Below are 15,766 nucleotides of genomic sequence, written 5' to 3' on the forward strand. Positions count from 1 at the left end.
TTACTTCAGTTCGGCCTTGGCGCCAGCTTCTTCCAGCTTCTTCTTAGCGGCTTCAGCGTCAGCTTTCGACAGGGCTTCTTTCACGGTCTTCGGTGCGCCGTCGACCACGTCTTTGGCTTCTTTCAGGCCCAGACCGGTGATTTCGCGAACAGCTTTAATCACGCCAACTTTGTTCGCGCCGACTTCGGTCAGAACAACGTTGAACTCGGTCTGCTCTTCAACAGCGGCAGCGGCAGCGCCGCCGGCAGCTGGTGCAGCCATTGCAGCGGCCGAAACGCCGAACTTCTCTTCGAAAGCTTTGACCAGTTCGTTCAGGTCCATTACGGACATTTCGCTCACTGCGTTCAGGATGTCGTCTTTGCTAATTGCCATTTGAAACTCCAATAATTTTTTGATTCGTTAATACATCGATTGGTACTTGAGAAAAAACCGGCCAGCTTACGCTGCAGCGACTTCTGCTTCTGCAGGAGCGCCTTCCGATTTTTTCGCTGCCAGAGCAGCCAGACCACGTGCAAAGCCCGACACCGGAGCCAGCATAACGCCCAACAGCTGCGAGATGAGGACTTCACGGCTAGGAATGCTCGCCAACGCGGCGACGGCAGCTTTATCGAGCTGCTTGCCGGCGTAGTTACCTGCCTTGATGACCAGTTTGTCGTTGGTTTTAGCGAAGTCGTTGATGACTTTAGCTGCGGCAACGGCGTCGTCCGAGATCGAGTAGATCAGCGGACCGGTCATTTCATCGGCCAGGTTGGCGAACTGCGTGCCTTCGACGGAGCGACGAGCGAGGGTGTTTTTCAACACTCGCAGGTACACGCCTTGAGCGCGCGCTTTAGCACGAAGTTGCGTCAAGTGAGCAACCTGGATGCCACGATATTCGGCCACGACGATGGTTTGCGCAGTTGCTACTTTTGCGGAAACTTCGGCGACGACGGCCTTTTTGTCATTCAGATTGAGACCCACGGTCAACCTCCTTAAATGATGTTCGGTGGACCTGACCCTATGGCCAGGGACCTCGCATCGGTTCGAACACGGCGTCCGACGTTAAGAAGTACAGAACTGAGCGGATACGTTCACGCAGCATGGACTACAAAACTTGTTCGGGTACACCATCTGCGTTGGGCGCGCCCCGGTTGCCCGGTTAGCTGCTTATCCTCGCGCATGTGTGATCGCGCTCGGCCCAACGGTCTTTGATTGTCTGGCTGCCATACGAAAAACATATGACAACCAGCCCAAAGATTCGCCCTGCATATCACAGGGACTTAATTCTTGACAGCTTAAGCAGCCAGGGTCGCCTGGTCGACACGGACGCCAGCGCCCATGGTCGACGAGATCGCTACCTTGCGCAGGTAAACACCCTTGCTGGTGGCTGGCTTGGCTTTGTTCAGCGCGTCGATCAGGGCAACCAGGTTGCTCTTCAGGTCAGCGTCGGTGAACGACTTGCGGCCGATGGTGGCGTGGATGATACCAGCCTTGTCGGTACGGTACTGGACCTGGCCGGCTTTCGCGTTTTTCACGGCGGTAGCGACGTCAGGGGTAACAGTGCCGACCTTAGGGTTAGGCATCAGGCCGCGTGGGCCCAGGATCTGGCCCAGGGTACCGACGATACGCATGGTGTCAGGCGAAGCGATGACGATGTCGAAAGGCATGTTGCCGGCTTTGACTTGCTCAGCCAGGTCTTCCATACCAACGATGTCGGCGCCGGCGGCTTTAGCCTGCTCGGCCTTTTCGCCCGTGGCGAACACGGCCACGCGCACGGTCTTGCCGGTGCCGGCTGGCAGCACGACGGAACCGCGGACAACCTGGTCCGACTTCTTCGGGTCCACGCCCAGTTGTACCGACACGTCGATCGATTCATTGAACTTGGCGGTAGCCAGTTCCTTGATCAGGGCGACGGCGTTGTCGAATGGGTAGGCCTTGGTGCGGTCGACCTTGGCTTTGATTGCTTTGACGCGTTTGGACAGTTTAGCCATGATTACAGACCCTCTACCGTGATGCCCATCGAACGTGCGGAACCGGCGATGGTGCGTACAGCGGCATCCATGTCGGCAGCGGTCAGGTCCGGGGTCTTCAGTTTAGCGATTTCTTCAGCTTGCGCGCGGCTCAGCTTGCCCACTTTGTCGGTGTGCGGCTTGGCCGAACCCTTGGTGACGCCCGAGTGCTTCTTGATCAGGTAGGTCGCTGGAGGGGTCTTCATCACGAAGGTGAAGGACTTGTCGGCGAAGGCGGTGATCACGACCGGGATCGGCATGCCTGGTTCCATACCTTGGGTCTGGGCGTTGAACGCCTTGCAGAATTCCATGATGTTCAGACCGCGCTGACCCAGCGCTGGGCCGATCGGTGGGGATGGGTTTGCTTTACCAGCTGGCACTTGCAGCTTGATAAAACCAATGATTTTCTTTGCCATGATGGCTCCTATCGTTGGATTGAGTAGTAGCGCCCCGCCGGTACTGCCGTGGCGGGGCTCCTCTTAGCCGGATTCGCTGAACTGCCGCGCGCTCCGGTCGGCGCTTAGACTTTTTCGACCTGGCCGAACTCGAGTTCGACGGGGGTGGCGCGGCCGAAGATGGTGACGGAAACGCGCACCTTGGATTTCTCGTAGTTGACTTCTTCCACGTTGCCGTTGAAGTCGGTAAACGGACCATCCTTGATACGCACTTGCTCGCCCACTTCGTACAGCACTTTGGGACGGGGCTTTTCGACGCCTTCCTGCATCTGCTGCATGATCTTGTCGATTTCGCGGGCCGGGATCGGGGTCGGCTTGTTCGACTTGCCGCCGATAAAGCCGGTGACCTTGTTGGTGTTCTTCACCAGGTGCCACGTTTCGTCCGTCATTTCCATTTCCACCAGCACATAGCCGGGGAAGAAACGACGTTCGGTGACCGATTTCTGACCGTTCTTGACTTCCACCACTTCTTCGGTGGGCACCAGGATCTGGCCGAACTGGTCTTGCATGCCGGCACGCTCGACGCGCTCCATCAGGGCGCGCTGCACGCTCTTTTCCATCCCGGAATAGGCATGCACCACATACCAGCGCTTGTTCGAGACAGGGACGCTCACGGGAGTGCTAAGCTCAGCGCCAGCATCTTGTGCCGGATCGCTGCCCGGCACCTCATCTTGCACATTTTCGCTCATTATTTTCTTATACCCAGTATCACGTCGTACAACAGAAATTCCAGCGTCTTATCCGTGCCCCACAGGAAGATCGCCATGACCAGCACGAAGGCGAACACGATACCCGTGATCTGGCCGGCTTCGCGGCGGGTGGGCCAAACCACCTTTTTCGTCTCGCGGACGGCTTCTTTGCCGAAATTGAGGAATTCACGGCCAGTCGTTGACGTCCACAGGATCAGCGCTGCAATAGCCAAACCAGCTACAAGTGCGCTTGCGCGTACCAGAGCTGGTTGGTTTATGCTCGTCAGGTAGTAAAACCCGACCACACCTGCAATCACGGCGGCAATTGCCAGCGCGACCTTTAACTTGTCACTCGACGTGCTGACGGTCTGCACGGATTGATTTGACATTTTTTACTTTCGGTGCCCTGCACCAGAATTAGGTGGCAGGGACGGAGGGCATCGAACCCCCAACCTTCGGTTTTGGAGACCGACGCTCTGCCAATTGAGCTACGTCCCTACGTAAAACTTTAAGAGGAAGGATCTATCTTACCACCTGGGACGCCCCAGGTGGTAGTCAGGATGATTCCTTAGGCGATGATCTTAGCAACCACGCCGGCGCCGACGGTACGGCCGCCTTCGCGGATTGCGAAGCGCAGACCTTCTTCCATCGCGATTGGGTTGATCAGCTTGACGGTGATCGACACGTTATCGCCTGGCATAACCATTTCTTTGTCCGCTGGCAGTTCGATCGAACCGGTCACGTCCGTGGTACGGAAGTAGAACTGTGGACGGTAGTTGTTGAAGAACGGGGTGTGACGGCCGCCTTCATCTTTCGACAGAACGTAGATCTCGCCGGTGAAGTGGTTGTGCGGCTTGATCGAACCTGGCTTGGCCAGAACCTGGCCACGCTCCACGTCTTCACGCTTGGTGCCGCGCAGCAGCAGACCGACGTTGTCGCCGGCTTGACCCTGGTCCAGCAGCTTGCGGAACATTTCCACGCCGGTGCAGGTGGTCTTGACGGTGTCTTTGATACCGACGATTTCGATCTCTTCGCCGACCTTGATCACGCCGCGTTCGATACGACCGGTCACCACGGTGCCGCGGCCGGAGATCGAGAACACGTCTTCCACTGGCATCAGGAAGGCGCCGTCCACAGCGCGCTCTGGCGTTGGGATGTAGGAGTCCAGTGCATCGGCCAGGGCCATGATGGCCTGCTCGCCCAGGGGACCGGTGTCGCCGTCCAGCGCCATACGGGCCGAACCTTTAACGATAGGCAGGTCGTCGCCTGGGAAGTCGTACTTCGACAGCAACTCGCGCACTTCCATTTCGACCAGTTCCAGCAGTTCTGCGTCGTCGACCAGGTCGCACTTGTTCAGGAACACGATGATGTATGGCACACCAACCTGGCGGGCCAGCAGGATGTGCTCGCGGGTCTGTGGCATTGGGCCGTCAGCGGCCGAGCACACCAGGATCGCGCCGTCCATCTGGGCCGCACCGGTAATCATGTTCTTGATGTAGTCGGCGTGGCCTGGGCAGTCCACGTGGGCGTAGTGACGGCCAGCCGTCTCGTACTCAACGTGGGCGGTGTTGATGGTAATGCCGCGTGCTTTTTCTTCTGGGGCTGCATCGATCTGGTCGTATGCTTTAGCTTCGCCGCCGAATTTTTTCGACAGTACGGTTGCGATCGCAGCGGTCAGGGTGGTCTTGCCGTGGTCAACGTGACCAATGGTGCCGACGTTGACGTGCGGCTTGGTCCGCTCGAATTTCTCTTTTGCCATTTTAGACTCCTAACGATTTGGTGTGATTGCCCGGGCTCGCGCCCGACTGTCAATGATAGTGCTACTTATACTGCCGTATTGCTACGAATACCGCGAATTCTGGTGCCCTTGACGTGGATTGAACACGTGGCCTCTCCCTTACCAAGGGAGTGCTCTACCACTGAGCTACAAGGGCTTATTTTTGCAACGCACTATTGCGCCGCGATCATGCTGGAGCGGGTGAAGGGAATCGAACCCTCGTCGTAAGCTTGGAAGGCTTCTGCTCTACCATTGAGCTACACCCGCGAGGTTTCGTTCACTTACTTCATTGCCACTCAGTCGTCCTGCAACAACTTGGTGGAGGGGGCTGGATTCGAACCAGCGTACTCATAGAGAACAGATTTACAGTCTGTCGCCTTTAACCACTCGGCCACCCCTCCGCGAGGAACCGCAGAGTATGAAGCAACTTCTTTGACCTGTCAACCCCTGCCGCAGTTATTTTCTGCTGCAGCGATTAACCGTCCGCTTCGGGGCGAGATTGTAACTGCACCTTCTACAAAAGTGCAAGTGTTGTTTTTACGTTGCAAATTTTCCTATACAATCGTCCGGTCCCCTACACAGACAGGAGCACCCGCGTTGAACATCCGAAGCGGCGGCCGGCCTCGCCGGCATGACTGGCGCCACACGCTGCTGGCCAACCTGGCGCTGGGCGCCCTGTACTTCGCCGTGGGCCGCGCCGGCCTGCTGCTGGCCCAGCCGCCCAGCTACGCCTCCCCCCTGTTCCTGCCGGCCGGCCTGGCGCTGGCGGCTTGCGTCAGCGGCGGCGTGCGCCCGCTGCCCGGCGTCGCCGCCGGCGCCCTGGCCGTCGACCTGTTCTATCCCGCCCTCAGCGCGCAAGGCATCACGGCCGCCTCCTGTATCGGCGCCGTGATGGGCGCGCTGGGCGCCACCCTGCAAGCGCTGGCGGGCAGCCGGCTGTTCCGGCGCCGCGTGGAGCCGGGCCTGGGCTCGGGGCGCGACGTGGGCCGCTTCCTGCTGCTGGCGCCCGGCGTCACACTGGTCAGCAGCACCGTGGCCCTGACCGGCATGGCCATGGCCGGCGTGACGACCTGGCAGCAATTGCCGGCCGACTGGCTCACCTGGTGGATAGGCGACACCATCGGCATCCTGCTCGGTGCGCCGCTGACCTGGATCGCCATCGGCCGTCCGCGCACCCTGTGGTGGCGGCGCCGGGCCCTGGTGGGCCTGCCGCTGCTGCTGGCCATGGCCGCCTTCGTGGCCATCTACCTGCAGGCGGCGCGCTGGGAATCGGACCAGCAGCTGCAGGCGTTTCGTCTCAAGGCGCAGCAGATGGGCGACCTGCTGCAAGCCCAGTTCAGCGAGCATGAACGCTTCATCTTCGCCATGGCCAAGGCCCTCAACGATCCGCAGCGCGTGCTGAGCGCGGACGACTTCAGCAACCTGGCCAACGGCTACCTGGACCAGCGTCCCGAACTGCTGTCGCTGGCCTGGCTGCAGCCGGTCACGGCGCCGCAGCGGGCCGGCTTCGAAGCGTGGGGCCAGCGCCACCTGGGGCCGGCCTTCACCGTGCGCGAAGTGGGGCCGGACGGCCACCTGCGCCCGGCCGGCGCGCGCGAACGCTACGTGGCGGCCACCTTCATCGAACCGCCCGCCAGCCGCCAGTTCCAGGGACTGGACTTCCTGTCCGAGCCGATCCGGGCCCAGGCCGTGGAACGGGCCCTGCAATCGGGCCAGCCCACGGCCAGCGCCCCCATGCTGCTGCTGCGCCCCAAGGGCGCGCTGCGCGGCATGGTGCTGCTGCAGGCCACCTATGCCGCCAACGACCGCCACCACGCGCTGGGCATGCTGCTGATCGGGGTGCAGATGGACGGCTACCTCGACCATGCCCTGCGACAGGTCGACTTTCCCGCCTTCCTGGTGCGCTTCGAGGACACGGACGACAGCGGCCCCCTTCACGTGGTGCGCGACGGCCTGGGCCGGCCCGCCCTGGCGGCCGACTTCCAGCGCCAGCTCCATTTCGGCGGCCGCATCTTCCGCCTGACGCTGGCCCCCACGCCCGGCTACCTGCTGGCGCAGCGGGGCTGGCAAAGCTGGATCGTGCTCACCTGCGGCTTGCTGCTGACGGGCCTGCTGGGCGCCCTGATGCTGCTCATCAGCGGCGAACGGGCCCGCATCCAGGCCCAGGTCAAGGACAGCACGGCCCGCCTGCGCGAACGCGAGGCGCGCCTGCAAGCCATCCTCGACAAGGCGGCCGACGCCATCCTCACCATCGGCGGCGACGGCCGCCTGATGTCGGCCAACGGCGCCGCCGGCCGCCTGTTCGGCTACCTGCCCGAGCAGATGCCGGGCCTGCCGCTGGCCCGCCTGCTGCCGCAGGACGACGGCCCGCCGCAGGAGGAGGCCGCCGACGGGGCGGCCGCCATCCTGCGCCGCATCGCCGCCAGCGACAGCCACGCCCACGAGCTGACGGGCGCGCGCAGCGACGGCCAGCGCTTCCCGCTGGCCGTGTCCGTGAGCGAAGTGGAACTGCCCGACGAACACCTGTTCGTGGCCATCCTGCACGACCTGACGGAGCAGCACCGGGCCCAGGAACGCATCCACCGCCTGGCCCACCACGACCCGCTGACGGGACTGGACAACCGGCTGTCGCTGAACCTGCGCCTGGAGCAGCTGCTGGCCCAGACCCGGCGCGCGCACGGCACGGCGGCCGTGCTGTTCATCGACCTCGACCACTTCAAGAAGATCAACGACACCCACGGCCACCAGACGGGCGACCTGCTGTTGCAGGCGGTGGCCCAGCGGTTGCAGGAACTGCTGCGCGAAGTGGACACCATCGCCCGCCTGGGCGGCGACGAATTCATCGTCGTCACTTCCGGCAGCGTCAGCCCGGACGAGGCCAGCGCCATCGCCGTGCGCATCGTCGAGGCGCTGGGCGCGCCCTACCAGCTGGGCGGCAACACCGTGCACAGCGGCGCCAGCGTGGGGGTGGCCATGTTCCCCGGCGACGGCGCCGACGCCGGCACCCTGCTGCGCCACGCCGACACGGCCATGTACGCGGCCAAGAGCCAGGGCCGGGGCAACTTCCAGTTCTTCTCGGCCGCCATGAACGTGGCCACCCACGAACGGCTGATGCTGGAAAACCGGCTGTGGCTGGCCCTCGAGCAGCACGAGTTCGAACTCTACCTGCAGCCCCAGGTGCGGCTGGCCGACCAGGCCATCATCGGCGCCGAGGCCCTGCTGCGCTGGCACCATCCGGAGCTGGGCCTGGTGGGGCCGGACCGCTTCATCCCCATCGCCGAGGAGTCGGGCCTGATCCTGCCGCTGGGCGAATGGGTGCTGCAGCAGGCCGCCGCGCTGCTGGCCGGCTGGCGCGCCCGCGGCCTGGGCCACCTGCGGCTGGCCGTCAACCTGTCGGCCCGCCAGTGCCACGGCGCCGGCCTGCTGCCCCAGCTGGACCGGCTGCTGGCCGAGCACGGCCTGGAGCCGTCCCTGCTGGAACTGGAAATCACGGAATCGGCCGCCATGCAGGACCCGGAACGCAGCCGCAAGCTGCTGCGCGAACTGCGCGCGCGCGGCTGCAAGGTGGCCATCGACGACTTCGGCACCGGCTATTCCTCGCTCAGCTACCTCAAGCTGTTCGAGATCGACCGCATCAAGATCGACCGCGGCTTCGTGAAGGATATCGAGAGCGATCCGAACGACGCGGTGATCGTGGCGGCCACCATCGCCCTGGCCCATTCGCTGGGCCTGAGCGTGGTGGCGGAAGGGGTGGAGACGACGGCCCAGCGCGACTTCCTGCGTGCCAAGCAGTGCGAGGAAGGGCAAGGCTATCTGTTCGCGCGGCCCATGCCGGCCCACCAGTTCGAAGCGCTGCTGCGCATGCCCGCGATGGCCGACGACTAAGGCGCGCCGCGCAGCCTCTCAGCCGTTGCCGGGCGTGAGGGCCACCAGCACCTGGCCCTTGAGGGCGCGGATCAGCGAAGCCTCGTCCGGCGGCACCCCTTCCGGCGCGGGCTGGATCCGGTCCGCGTAGAACAGGCCCAGCGGCGTGCCCTGCACCACCAGCGGCAGCACGATGAAGCTGCGGGCGTCCGGCAGCAGGGTGCGGAACCAGCCCGGCAGCAGGTCGCGGATCTTCGGCGTGCCGGCGTCGGCGATCATCAGGTCAGCGTCGTTCTCCATGGCCAGGTGGAACAGGCTGCCATCCTGCAGCAGGGGGAACACAAAGCCGGCCTGGCGCGCCGCATGCTGCTCGCCCAGCGCGATGCGGGCCCGGTACTGGCCGCTGCGCACGTCCTTCAGCACCACGGTGGCGAAGCGGAAGCCCATGCTGCGGTACAGCGTCTCGAGCACGGCCTGGATCACCTCGTTGGCCTTGCTGTGCGGGGTGGCGCGGATCTGCGTCACTTCCTGCACCCCGGCCAGCAGCAGCTCGCGCGCGTTGAACGGCTTGCCGCTGGGGTGGGCGCCGTCGCGCTCGCGCCCGTCCGCGTTCATGGTGGCCAGCAGCAGCACGTTGGGCAAGCCTTCCGCGCTGGGCTCCTCCACTTCCGTCTGCGGCCCCAGCTGCATGCTGTCGAGCAGGGCCGCCATGTCGCGCCGCACGGTGGCAAACAGCTGTTGCAGCTTGTCCTGGTCCAGGTTCAGGGCGGTGCCGTAACGCTGCTCCAGGGCCAGCCCGTCCGGGTCGGACGGGGCCACCTTGCGCGCCAGCAGGCGCGCCGCGTCGATGCTGAACGACACCACCTGGCGCACCCATTCGTTGCGGTTCAGGGCCGGCTTCTGCTTGCCCGGCGGCAGCGCGCTGAGGGCGCGCACGATCACGTCCGGGATCTTCCATTCATGCAGGATGGCGGCCGACAGGGTGTCGTAGCTGCTGCCCAGTATCATTTGCGAGGCCTGGGCCTGGCTGTGCTTGCCGCCGGCCATCAGGGCGCCGATTTCGCGGAACCGATCATGCTCCTGGGACGCGATCACGAGCGGGCCGATGTTCTTGAACAGGGCCCCGATGGACGCTTCCTCGGCCCCCTGGTAAGCCGACAGGCGGGCCATTTCCCGTCCCACCAGGCTGGCGCACAGGGCCGCCTCCAGCTCCACCCGCACGGCCTGGGCATGCTTGCTGTTGGCCAGCGTGTCGACCAGCAGCATGGCCAGGGCCGTGGTCTTGACGTTGTCGAAACCGAGCAGGGAAATGGCGCGCGAAATGGTGGTGACGGCCGTGCCGCCGGCCGTGCGGTAGGCCGGGGTGTTGGCCAGGCGCAGGATCTTCTGGGTCAGCGCCACGTCCGACAGCACGTAGTAGGCCAGGCTGTGGGTGCCCTGGTCGTCCGCGTCGACCAGCTGCACCACCCGCGCCACCGAGGCGCCGAGCGCGAACATGCCTTCGTCGCCGCATAGCTTTTTCAGCAACAGGCCGCGCACGGGACGGGTTTCGCCGGACGCGTTGCGCAAGGGTGCCTGTTCCATAGGGGTTCCATCTGTGTCTGTGCGATAACAGCCATTGTAGCGCTGCCTGCGGCTAGATCAGCGCCACTTTCAGCGCGTCGTTCCAGCGGGCGGCCCGGATGTTGTATTTCTTCAAAATTTGCTGGTGCAGGCCGGACAGCGCGTTGAGCTTGGGATTGAGGGGGTCGAGCCGGCGCACGGCCGCGATCAGGTTCAGCCCGTGCTGGCCCAGGCGGTCGTCCCAGCCCGTGTGCTCCAGGCACTTGAGCACGGCCACCGCCGCGTTGAACACGACGTGCGGATTGTCGGGCAGCTTGGCCACCGCCTCCAGCATCAGTTCCACCGCGCCCCGGTAATCGCCATGCTTGGCCAGGGCCGCGCCGTGGGCCACCATGTCGCCCACCTCCTGCCGGCTCTCCTGGGCCAGCCGTTCGGCCAGGGCGCCGTGGCCGGCCTGGGCCAGCATGGCCGTCGCCTTGTCGACCCCGGCCGGGCCGGCCGCGTTGCGCATCACTTCGCGCACCAGCTCGGCCCCCTGGCGTTCCCGGCCGTGGGCCAGGCAGGTGCGGGCCAGTTCCAGCTTGAGGTCGGCCGCCAGGCCGTGGGCGATGCGGCAGCCGGCCAGGGCCTGGTCGAGCGACTGCTGCAGCCGCATGTCGTTGCCCGTGTAGTCGTGCAGCAGGGTGGCCGCGATGGCGCCGCAGGCCACGCCGTTGCGCTGGCCGGCCATGGCCTTGTCGAGGTCGCGGATCACGGCGGCCGCCTGCACCGGGTCGCCCTGGCGCAGCAGGGCCTGCACCAGGCGCGCATGGTCTTGCGCGTCGCGAAATTCCGAATAGCGCGACTTGCTGACCACTTGCCGGAAGGCCCGCTCGGCCGTGTCCACGTCGCCCGCCTCCAGCGCCACCTCGCCCAGCCGGCGCAGCCGGCGCAGCGCGTGCGGCGACAGGTCCACCGCCTCCATCAGCACGGCCTGCGAGCGCGGCAGGCCGCCTTGCGCCTCGTGGGTCCTGGCCAGCCAGTCGTAGGCGTCGAGAAAGCGCGGATACTGGGCCAGCAGCTGCTCGAGCATGGTCTGGGCCTCGCCGTAGCGGCCGCGCAGGAACAGGGTCTTGGCCTGGCCCAGCCGGGCCCAGCCCACGCCGCGGCTCTCGTACAGGGCGCGGTAGATGCCCTCGGCCACGGCCGCCTCACCCAGCACCAGGTGCAGCTCGGCGCGCAGGCGGTCGAACTCGACGCCATAGCGCGGGTGGCGCTCGGCCCCGGCCACGCAGGCGGCGATGGCATCGGGCTGGTTGCCCAGGTCGATCAGTTCGTGGATGGGCAGGAACACGGCCCGCTTGGCCAGCGCGCGCGTGATGCGCTCGACAATGGCGTCGGCCGCGAACGGCTTGAGGATGTAGTCGGCCGGCGCCAGCTCGGCCGCGCTGACCACCTTGCCGAAGCTGCCCTCGCCCGTCACCATGAAGAACAGGGTGGCCGCGTGCATCAGCCGGTGGTGGCGCAAGTCTTCCAGCATCTGCTGGCCGTCCTGGCCGCTCTCGAGGTCGTATTCGCACAGGATCAGGTCGTAGGCCTTGAGCGCCATCTGGCGGATGGCCTGGCTGGAATTGGCCGCGTCGTCGATGCGCGCCAGGCCGCACTGGCCCAGCATGCCGTGCAGGCTGGCGCGCATGCCCTGGTGCGGCTCGATGATGAGCGCACTGAGGCCTTGTAAATCTTTCATGGTTCGAACTTTCCCCGGTGGGACGGCGCGGCGCGCGCCGGCACAGGCACCATGGACGGGCCTGCCCTTTGCCCCAGTATATACGGGGCCGCCGGCGGCGCCGGCATTTCCGTGGTTATCTGTGAGTATTGAGCCACAGGGCGCCGGCAGGCCGGCGGCCCCGCTCAGTCCGGCGTGTGGCCGATGGTGGGGTCGCGCTCGATCAGCTCGACAAGGGCCGTCACCACTTCCGGGTCGAACTGCTTGCCGGCCCGTTCCGTGATGTAGTTCATCACTTCCGTGTGGGGCCACGGTTCCTTGTAGGGCCGTTCGTGCAGCAGCGAGTCGAACACGTCGACCACGGCCACGATGCGGGCCGAGATCGGGATGGCCTTGCCGGCCAGGCCGTTGGGGTAGCCGTGGCCGTCGTAATGCTCGTGGTGGGCGCCGGCGATCTCGGCGCCGTAGGTCAGGTAGCTGACGCCGTCGACCATGTTGGCGGCCCGCTCCAGGATGGAACGGCCCACTTCGGCGTGGTTTTGCATCTGCACCCGCTCCTCGGGCGTGTGCAGGCCCGGCTTGAGCAGGATATGGTCGGGCGTGGCCACCTTGCCCACGTCGTGCAGGATGCTGGCCAGGCCTATCATGTCGATCAGCTGCGGGGTCAGTTCGTCGAGGCAGGCGCCCCGCTCCTTGAGCCGCAGGGCCAGCGCGCTCGACAGCTGCTGCACGCGCCGCACGTGGCCGCCCGTGCCGCTGTCGCGGAACTCGGCCAGGTCGGCCAGCGCCACCACGGTCGCTTCCTGGGCCTTGCGCAGCTGGCCGAACATGTACAGGTTGTCGAAGGCGGCCGCGATGCGCTGGCAGAACACTTCCAGCAAGTCGCGCTGGATCTGGGCCAGCGGCCACGGCGGCGTGACGGAGATGGCCACTTCCCGGTTCTCCTGGGTGTGGATGAACAGCACGTTGGCCGGATGCTCGAACTGGCTCTTCTTTTCCGCGAACGCCTTGGCGATGGTGGGCCACAGCGGATGGTCTTGCGGCATCAGTTCCGTGTCGTTCAAGGCCGCGTAGCCGCCCGTGGCGGCCACCACGGTGGTGACGCCGGTGTCGCCCTGCATCAGGCACAGCACGCCGTCCGAGCCGACGTCGAGGATGGCCGAGACCTGGTTCAGCACGCCGGAGGCGAATTCGCGCAGCGAGTGGATCTGGTACAGATTGGTGGCGCCGGCCAGGATCTTGCCCAGCCCGATGCGGCTGCGCTCGAGCATGTTCAAGCTCTCGTAGGCGCGCAGGGCCGAGATCACGGTGGTAAACAGCTTTTGCGTGGTGAGCTCGGTCTTGGCCTTGTAGTCGTTGATGTCGTATTCGATGATCACGCGCTGCTCGGGCGCCTGGCCCGGCTGGCCCGTGCGCAGCACCACCCGCACGATGCTGTTGTGCAGTTCCTCGCGGATGCGGCGCGCCAGGATCAGGCCGGCGTCGTCCGTCTCCATCACCACGTCCAGCAGCACCAGGGCGATGTCGGGCGTGGTGCGCAGGATCTCGTACGCTTCGCGGCCGCTGTAGGCCGAATACAGTTCCAGTTCCCGCCCCTTGAAGCTGACGTTGCGCAGCGCCAGCCGCGTGACGGCATGCACGTCGACGTCGTCGTCGACGATCAGCACACGCCACAGCCGCTGGTCAGGCGCGCCCGGGCCGGGCGGCGGGGACTCCTCTTCGTCCTCGTCGAGCAGCCAGTTCTCGTCTGCAGCGTTGGAATCGGTCATACGGTCTCCTCATGGGGCACAGTGGCTGCGCTGGCTGGCGACTCTGCGCGGCCGCCTTGGACCTAGCATAATCAGATTCGTACAGCGTGACAACCCCCTATGGAATTGATAGCTTCCATAGAGGAACAAAGTGCGAAAAGAACCACTGCCACGCTCGTATTCCGGCGGCGACTCTGCTACTCTTGGACGGCGGCGTGTCAGCTTGGACGGGCCGCGGCGACCAAGCAATACGAGCCCGGCGGCGCTGCCCGGCCGGCATCCGGTCCGCCCCGCGCGGACCGCCCCACCACGCAAAGGACCCTAGCATGCAAGAAGCTGCATCGGCCACCCTGTCCGGCAACGACATCGCCGGGCGCGAATTTCTCGCCTTCACCCTCGGCTCCGAGGAATACGGCATCGACATCCTCAAGGTGCAGGAGATCCGCGGCTACGAAACGGTGACCCGCATCGCCAACGCGCCCGAATTCATCAAGGGCGTGATCAACCTGCGCGGCATCATCATCCCCGTGGTCGACATGCGCATCAAGTTCCGGCTGGGCGAACCGGTGTACGACCAGTTCACCGTCGTCATCATCCTCAACATCGGCGGGCGCGTGGTGGGCATGGTGGTCGATTCCGTGTCGGACGTGACCACCCTCACGCCCGACCAGGTCAAGCCGGCGCCGGAAATGGGCACCGCCTTCAGCAACGACTACCTGATCGGCCTGGGCACGCTCGACGAGCGCATGCTGATCCTGGTCGACATCGACAAGCTCATGTCCAGCGCCGAGATGGGCCTGAGCGACGCCCCCACGGCCTGACGGGAGGCGCCATGGACCTCGCCCGACTGAGCATCCGCACCCGGCTGCGGGCCGGCTTCGGCCTGCTGGTATTGATGATGCTGGCCATGATAGGCACCAGCATCGGCCGCTTCGGCTCCATCAGCGCCAGCGCGCACGACATCGTCGAGCGCGACTGGCCCAGCGCCTCGGCCGCCGCCACAATCGACGCCGACGCGCGCGAAGACGCGCGCCGCACGCTGGCCCTGTTCATCATCGACGACAAGGCCCAGCGCGCCGGCAGCTATGCCCGCATCGACCAGGACAAGCAGGAAATCGACGCCGCCCTGGCCACCCTGGGCAAGCTGGCCGACACCGGACCCGAGCAAGCCCTGCTGGCCAAGCTGCAGGTCGCCCGCGCCAGCTACGCCGCCTCCTTCCTCAAGGTGGCCGACCTGGTGGAGGCCGGCGACAAGGCACAGGCGGCGGCCCTGATGAACCGCGAAACCTTCCCCGCCCTGGATGCCCTGCTCGAGCATACGCGCGCCATGGTGGCCCGGCAGAAGACCGACATCGAGGCCGGCGGCCGGCGCGCCACCGGCGACATCGACTTCTCGCGCCGCATGATGACGGTGATGGGGCTGGCCGCGCTGGCCGTGTCGGCCCTGCTGGCGTGGCGCATCACGGCCTCCATCACGGTGCCCCTGAACGCGGCCGTGGGCATCGCCCGCGCCGTGGCCGACGGCGACCTCAGCACGCAGAGCGCGCCGGCCGGACGCGACGAAACGGCCCAGCTGCTGCGGGCCTTGCAGGACATGAACCAGAGCCTGGCGCGCACGGTGGGCACGGTGCGCGCCGGCACCGCCAACATCGCCGGCGAGGCGGGCCAGATCGCGGCCGGCAACCAGGACCTGTCGGGGCGCACCGAGTCGCAGGCCAGCTCGCTCGAACAGACGGCCAGCTCGATGGAAGAGCTGACCTCCACCGTCAAGCAGAACGCCGACAACGCGCGCCAGGCCAACCAGCTGGTCATCTCCGCCTCGTCGGTGGCCCAGCGCGGCGGCGCCGTGGTGGCCCAGGTGGTCGACACCATGGGCTCGATCAAGGCCTCGTCGCGCCGCATCGTCGACATCATCGGCGTGATCGACGGCATCGCCTTCCAGACCAACATCCTGGCCCTGAACGCGGCCGTGGAAGC

At 65.5% G+C, this 15,766-nt stretch carries 13 protein-coding genes and 4 tRNA genes; 3 read left to right on the forward strand and 14 right to left on the reverse strand.

Going from position 1 to position 15,766, the window contains the following annotated elements:
• The 11 genes from rplL to AC3WOS_RS26240 all read right to left on the reverse strand — a co-directional run bounded on the left by rplL (position 1) and on the right by AC3WOS_RS26240 (position 5,310).
• Complete coding sequence (rplL, locus tag AC3WOS_RS26190; RefSeq protein WP_492719946.1) at positions 1-372, reverse strand: 50S ribosomal protein L7/L12; 372 nt, start codon at positions 370-372, stop codon at positions 1-3.
• 66 nt (positions 373-438) lie between these two features.
• Complete coding sequence (rplJ, locus tag AC3WOS_RS26195; protein WP_492719948.1) at positions 439-960, reverse strand: 50S ribosomal protein L10; 522 nt, start codon at positions 958-960, stop codon at positions 439-441.
• A gap of 314 nt (positions 961-1,274) precedes the next feature.
• The gene (gene rplA / locus AC3WOS_RS26200) at positions 1,275-1,970 is read right to left on the reverse strand and encodes a 50S ribosomal protein L1 (protein ID WP_492719950.1); all 696 of its coding nucleotides are present in this window, start codon (positions 1,968-1,970) and stop codon (positions 1,275-1,277) included.
• A gap of 2 nt (positions 1,971-1,972) precedes the next feature.
• Positions 1,973-2,404: a 50S ribosomal protein L11 gene (gene rplK / locus AC3WOS_RS26205; RefSeq protein WP_492719952.1), complete on the reverse strand. Its 432-nt coding sequence runs from the start codon at positions 2,402-2,404 to the stop codon at positions 1,973-1,975.
• A gap of 104 nt (positions 2,405-2,508) precedes the next feature.
• The gene (gene nusG / locus AC3WOS_RS26210) at positions 2,509-3,132 is read right to left on the reverse strand and encodes a transcription termination/antitermination protein NusG (RefSeq protein WP_492719954.1); all 624 of its coding nucleotides are present in this window, start codon (positions 3,130-3,132) and stop codon (positions 2,509-2,511) included.
• A complete protein-coding gene (gene secE, locus AC3WOS_RS26215; protein WP_492719956.1) occupies positions 3,132-3,521 on the reverse strand; it encodes a preprotein translocase subunit SecE in 390 nt (129 codons plus the stop codon). The genes nusG and secE overlap by 1 nt, the downstream gene beginning before the upstream one ends.
• 33 nt (positions 3,522-3,554) lie before the next feature.
• Positions 3,555-3,630: transfer RNA gene (locus AC3WOS_RS26220), tRNA-Trp, on the reverse strand.
• Positions 3,631-3,700: 70 nt separating this feature from the next.
• On the reverse strand, positions 3,701-4,891 hold the full coding sequence (gene tuf / locus AC3WOS_RS26225) for an elongation factor Tu (protein WP_492718035.1): 1,191 nt from the start codon (positions 4,889-4,891) through the stop codon (positions 3,701-3,703).
• A 100-nt stretch (positions 4,892-4,991) separates the two neighbouring features.
• Positions 4,992-5,066 (reverse strand) — tRNA-Thr (locus AC3WOS_RS26230).
• Positions 5,067-5,102: 36 nt separating this feature from the next.
• A tRNA-Gly gene (locus AC3WOS_RS26235) sits at positions 5,103-5,176 on the reverse strand.
• Positions 5,177-5,225: 49 nt separating this feature from the next.
• Positions 5,226-5,310: transfer RNA gene (locus AC3WOS_RS26240), tRNA-Tyr, on the reverse strand.
• A gap of 196 nt (positions 5,311-5,506) precedes the next feature.
• Between AC3WOS_RS26240 and AC3WOS_RS26245 the strand changes: the two genes are divergently transcribed.
• A complete protein-coding gene (locus AC3WOS_RS26245) occupies positions 5,507-8,794 on the forward strand; it encodes a bifunctional diguanylate cyclase/phosphodiesterase (RefSeq protein ID WP_492719958.1) in 3,288 nt (1,095 codons plus the stop codon).
• 18 nt (positions 8,795-8,812) lie between these two features.
• Here the strand turns inward: AC3WOS_RS26245 and AC3WOS_RS26250 are convergent, their stop codons facing one another.
• The 3 genes from AC3WOS_RS26250 to AC3WOS_RS26260 all read right to left on the reverse strand — a co-directional run bounded on the left by AC3WOS_RS26250 (position 8,813) and on the right by AC3WOS_RS26260 (position 13,810).
• Positions 8,813-10,357 carry an HDOD domain-containing protein gene (locus AC3WOS_RS26250; RefSeq protein WP_492719960.1) on the reverse strand — a complete coding sequence of 515 codons (1,545 nt, stop codon included), beginning with the start codon at positions 10,355-10,357 and terminating at the stop codon, positions 8,813-8,815.
• 52 nt (positions 10,358-10,409) lie between these two features.
• The gene (locus AC3WOS_RS26255; RefSeq protein WP_492719962.1) at positions 10,410-12,062 is read right to left on the reverse strand and encodes a response regulator; all 1,653 of its coding nucleotides are present in this window, start codon (positions 12,060-12,062) and stop codon (positions 10,410-10,412) included.
• 164 nt (positions 12,063-12,226) lie between these two features.
• On the reverse strand, positions 12,227-13,810 hold the full coding sequence (locus AC3WOS_RS26260; RefSeq protein ID WP_492719964.1) for a DUF3369 domain-containing protein: 1,584 nt from the start codon (positions 13,808-13,810) through the stop codon (positions 12,227-12,229).
• A gap of 305 nt (positions 13,811-14,115) precedes the next feature.
• Between AC3WOS_RS26260 and AC3WOS_RS26265 the strand changes: the two genes are divergently transcribed.
• Positions 14,116-14,610, forward strand: coding sequence for a chemotaxis protein CheW (locus AC3WOS_RS26265; RefSeq protein WP_492719966.1), 495 nt, complete (start codon positions 14,116-14,118; stop codon positions 14,608-14,610).
• An 11-nt stretch (positions 14,611-14,621) separates the two neighbouring features.
• Positions 14,622-15,766, forward strand: a 1,145-nt coding sequence (locus tag AC3WOS_RS26270; RefSeq protein WP_492719968.1) for a methyl-accepting chemotaxis protein, incomplete at its 3' end; no start/stop codon positions are given.

The organism is Rugamonas sp. FW305-51 (genome assembly GCF_058786935.1).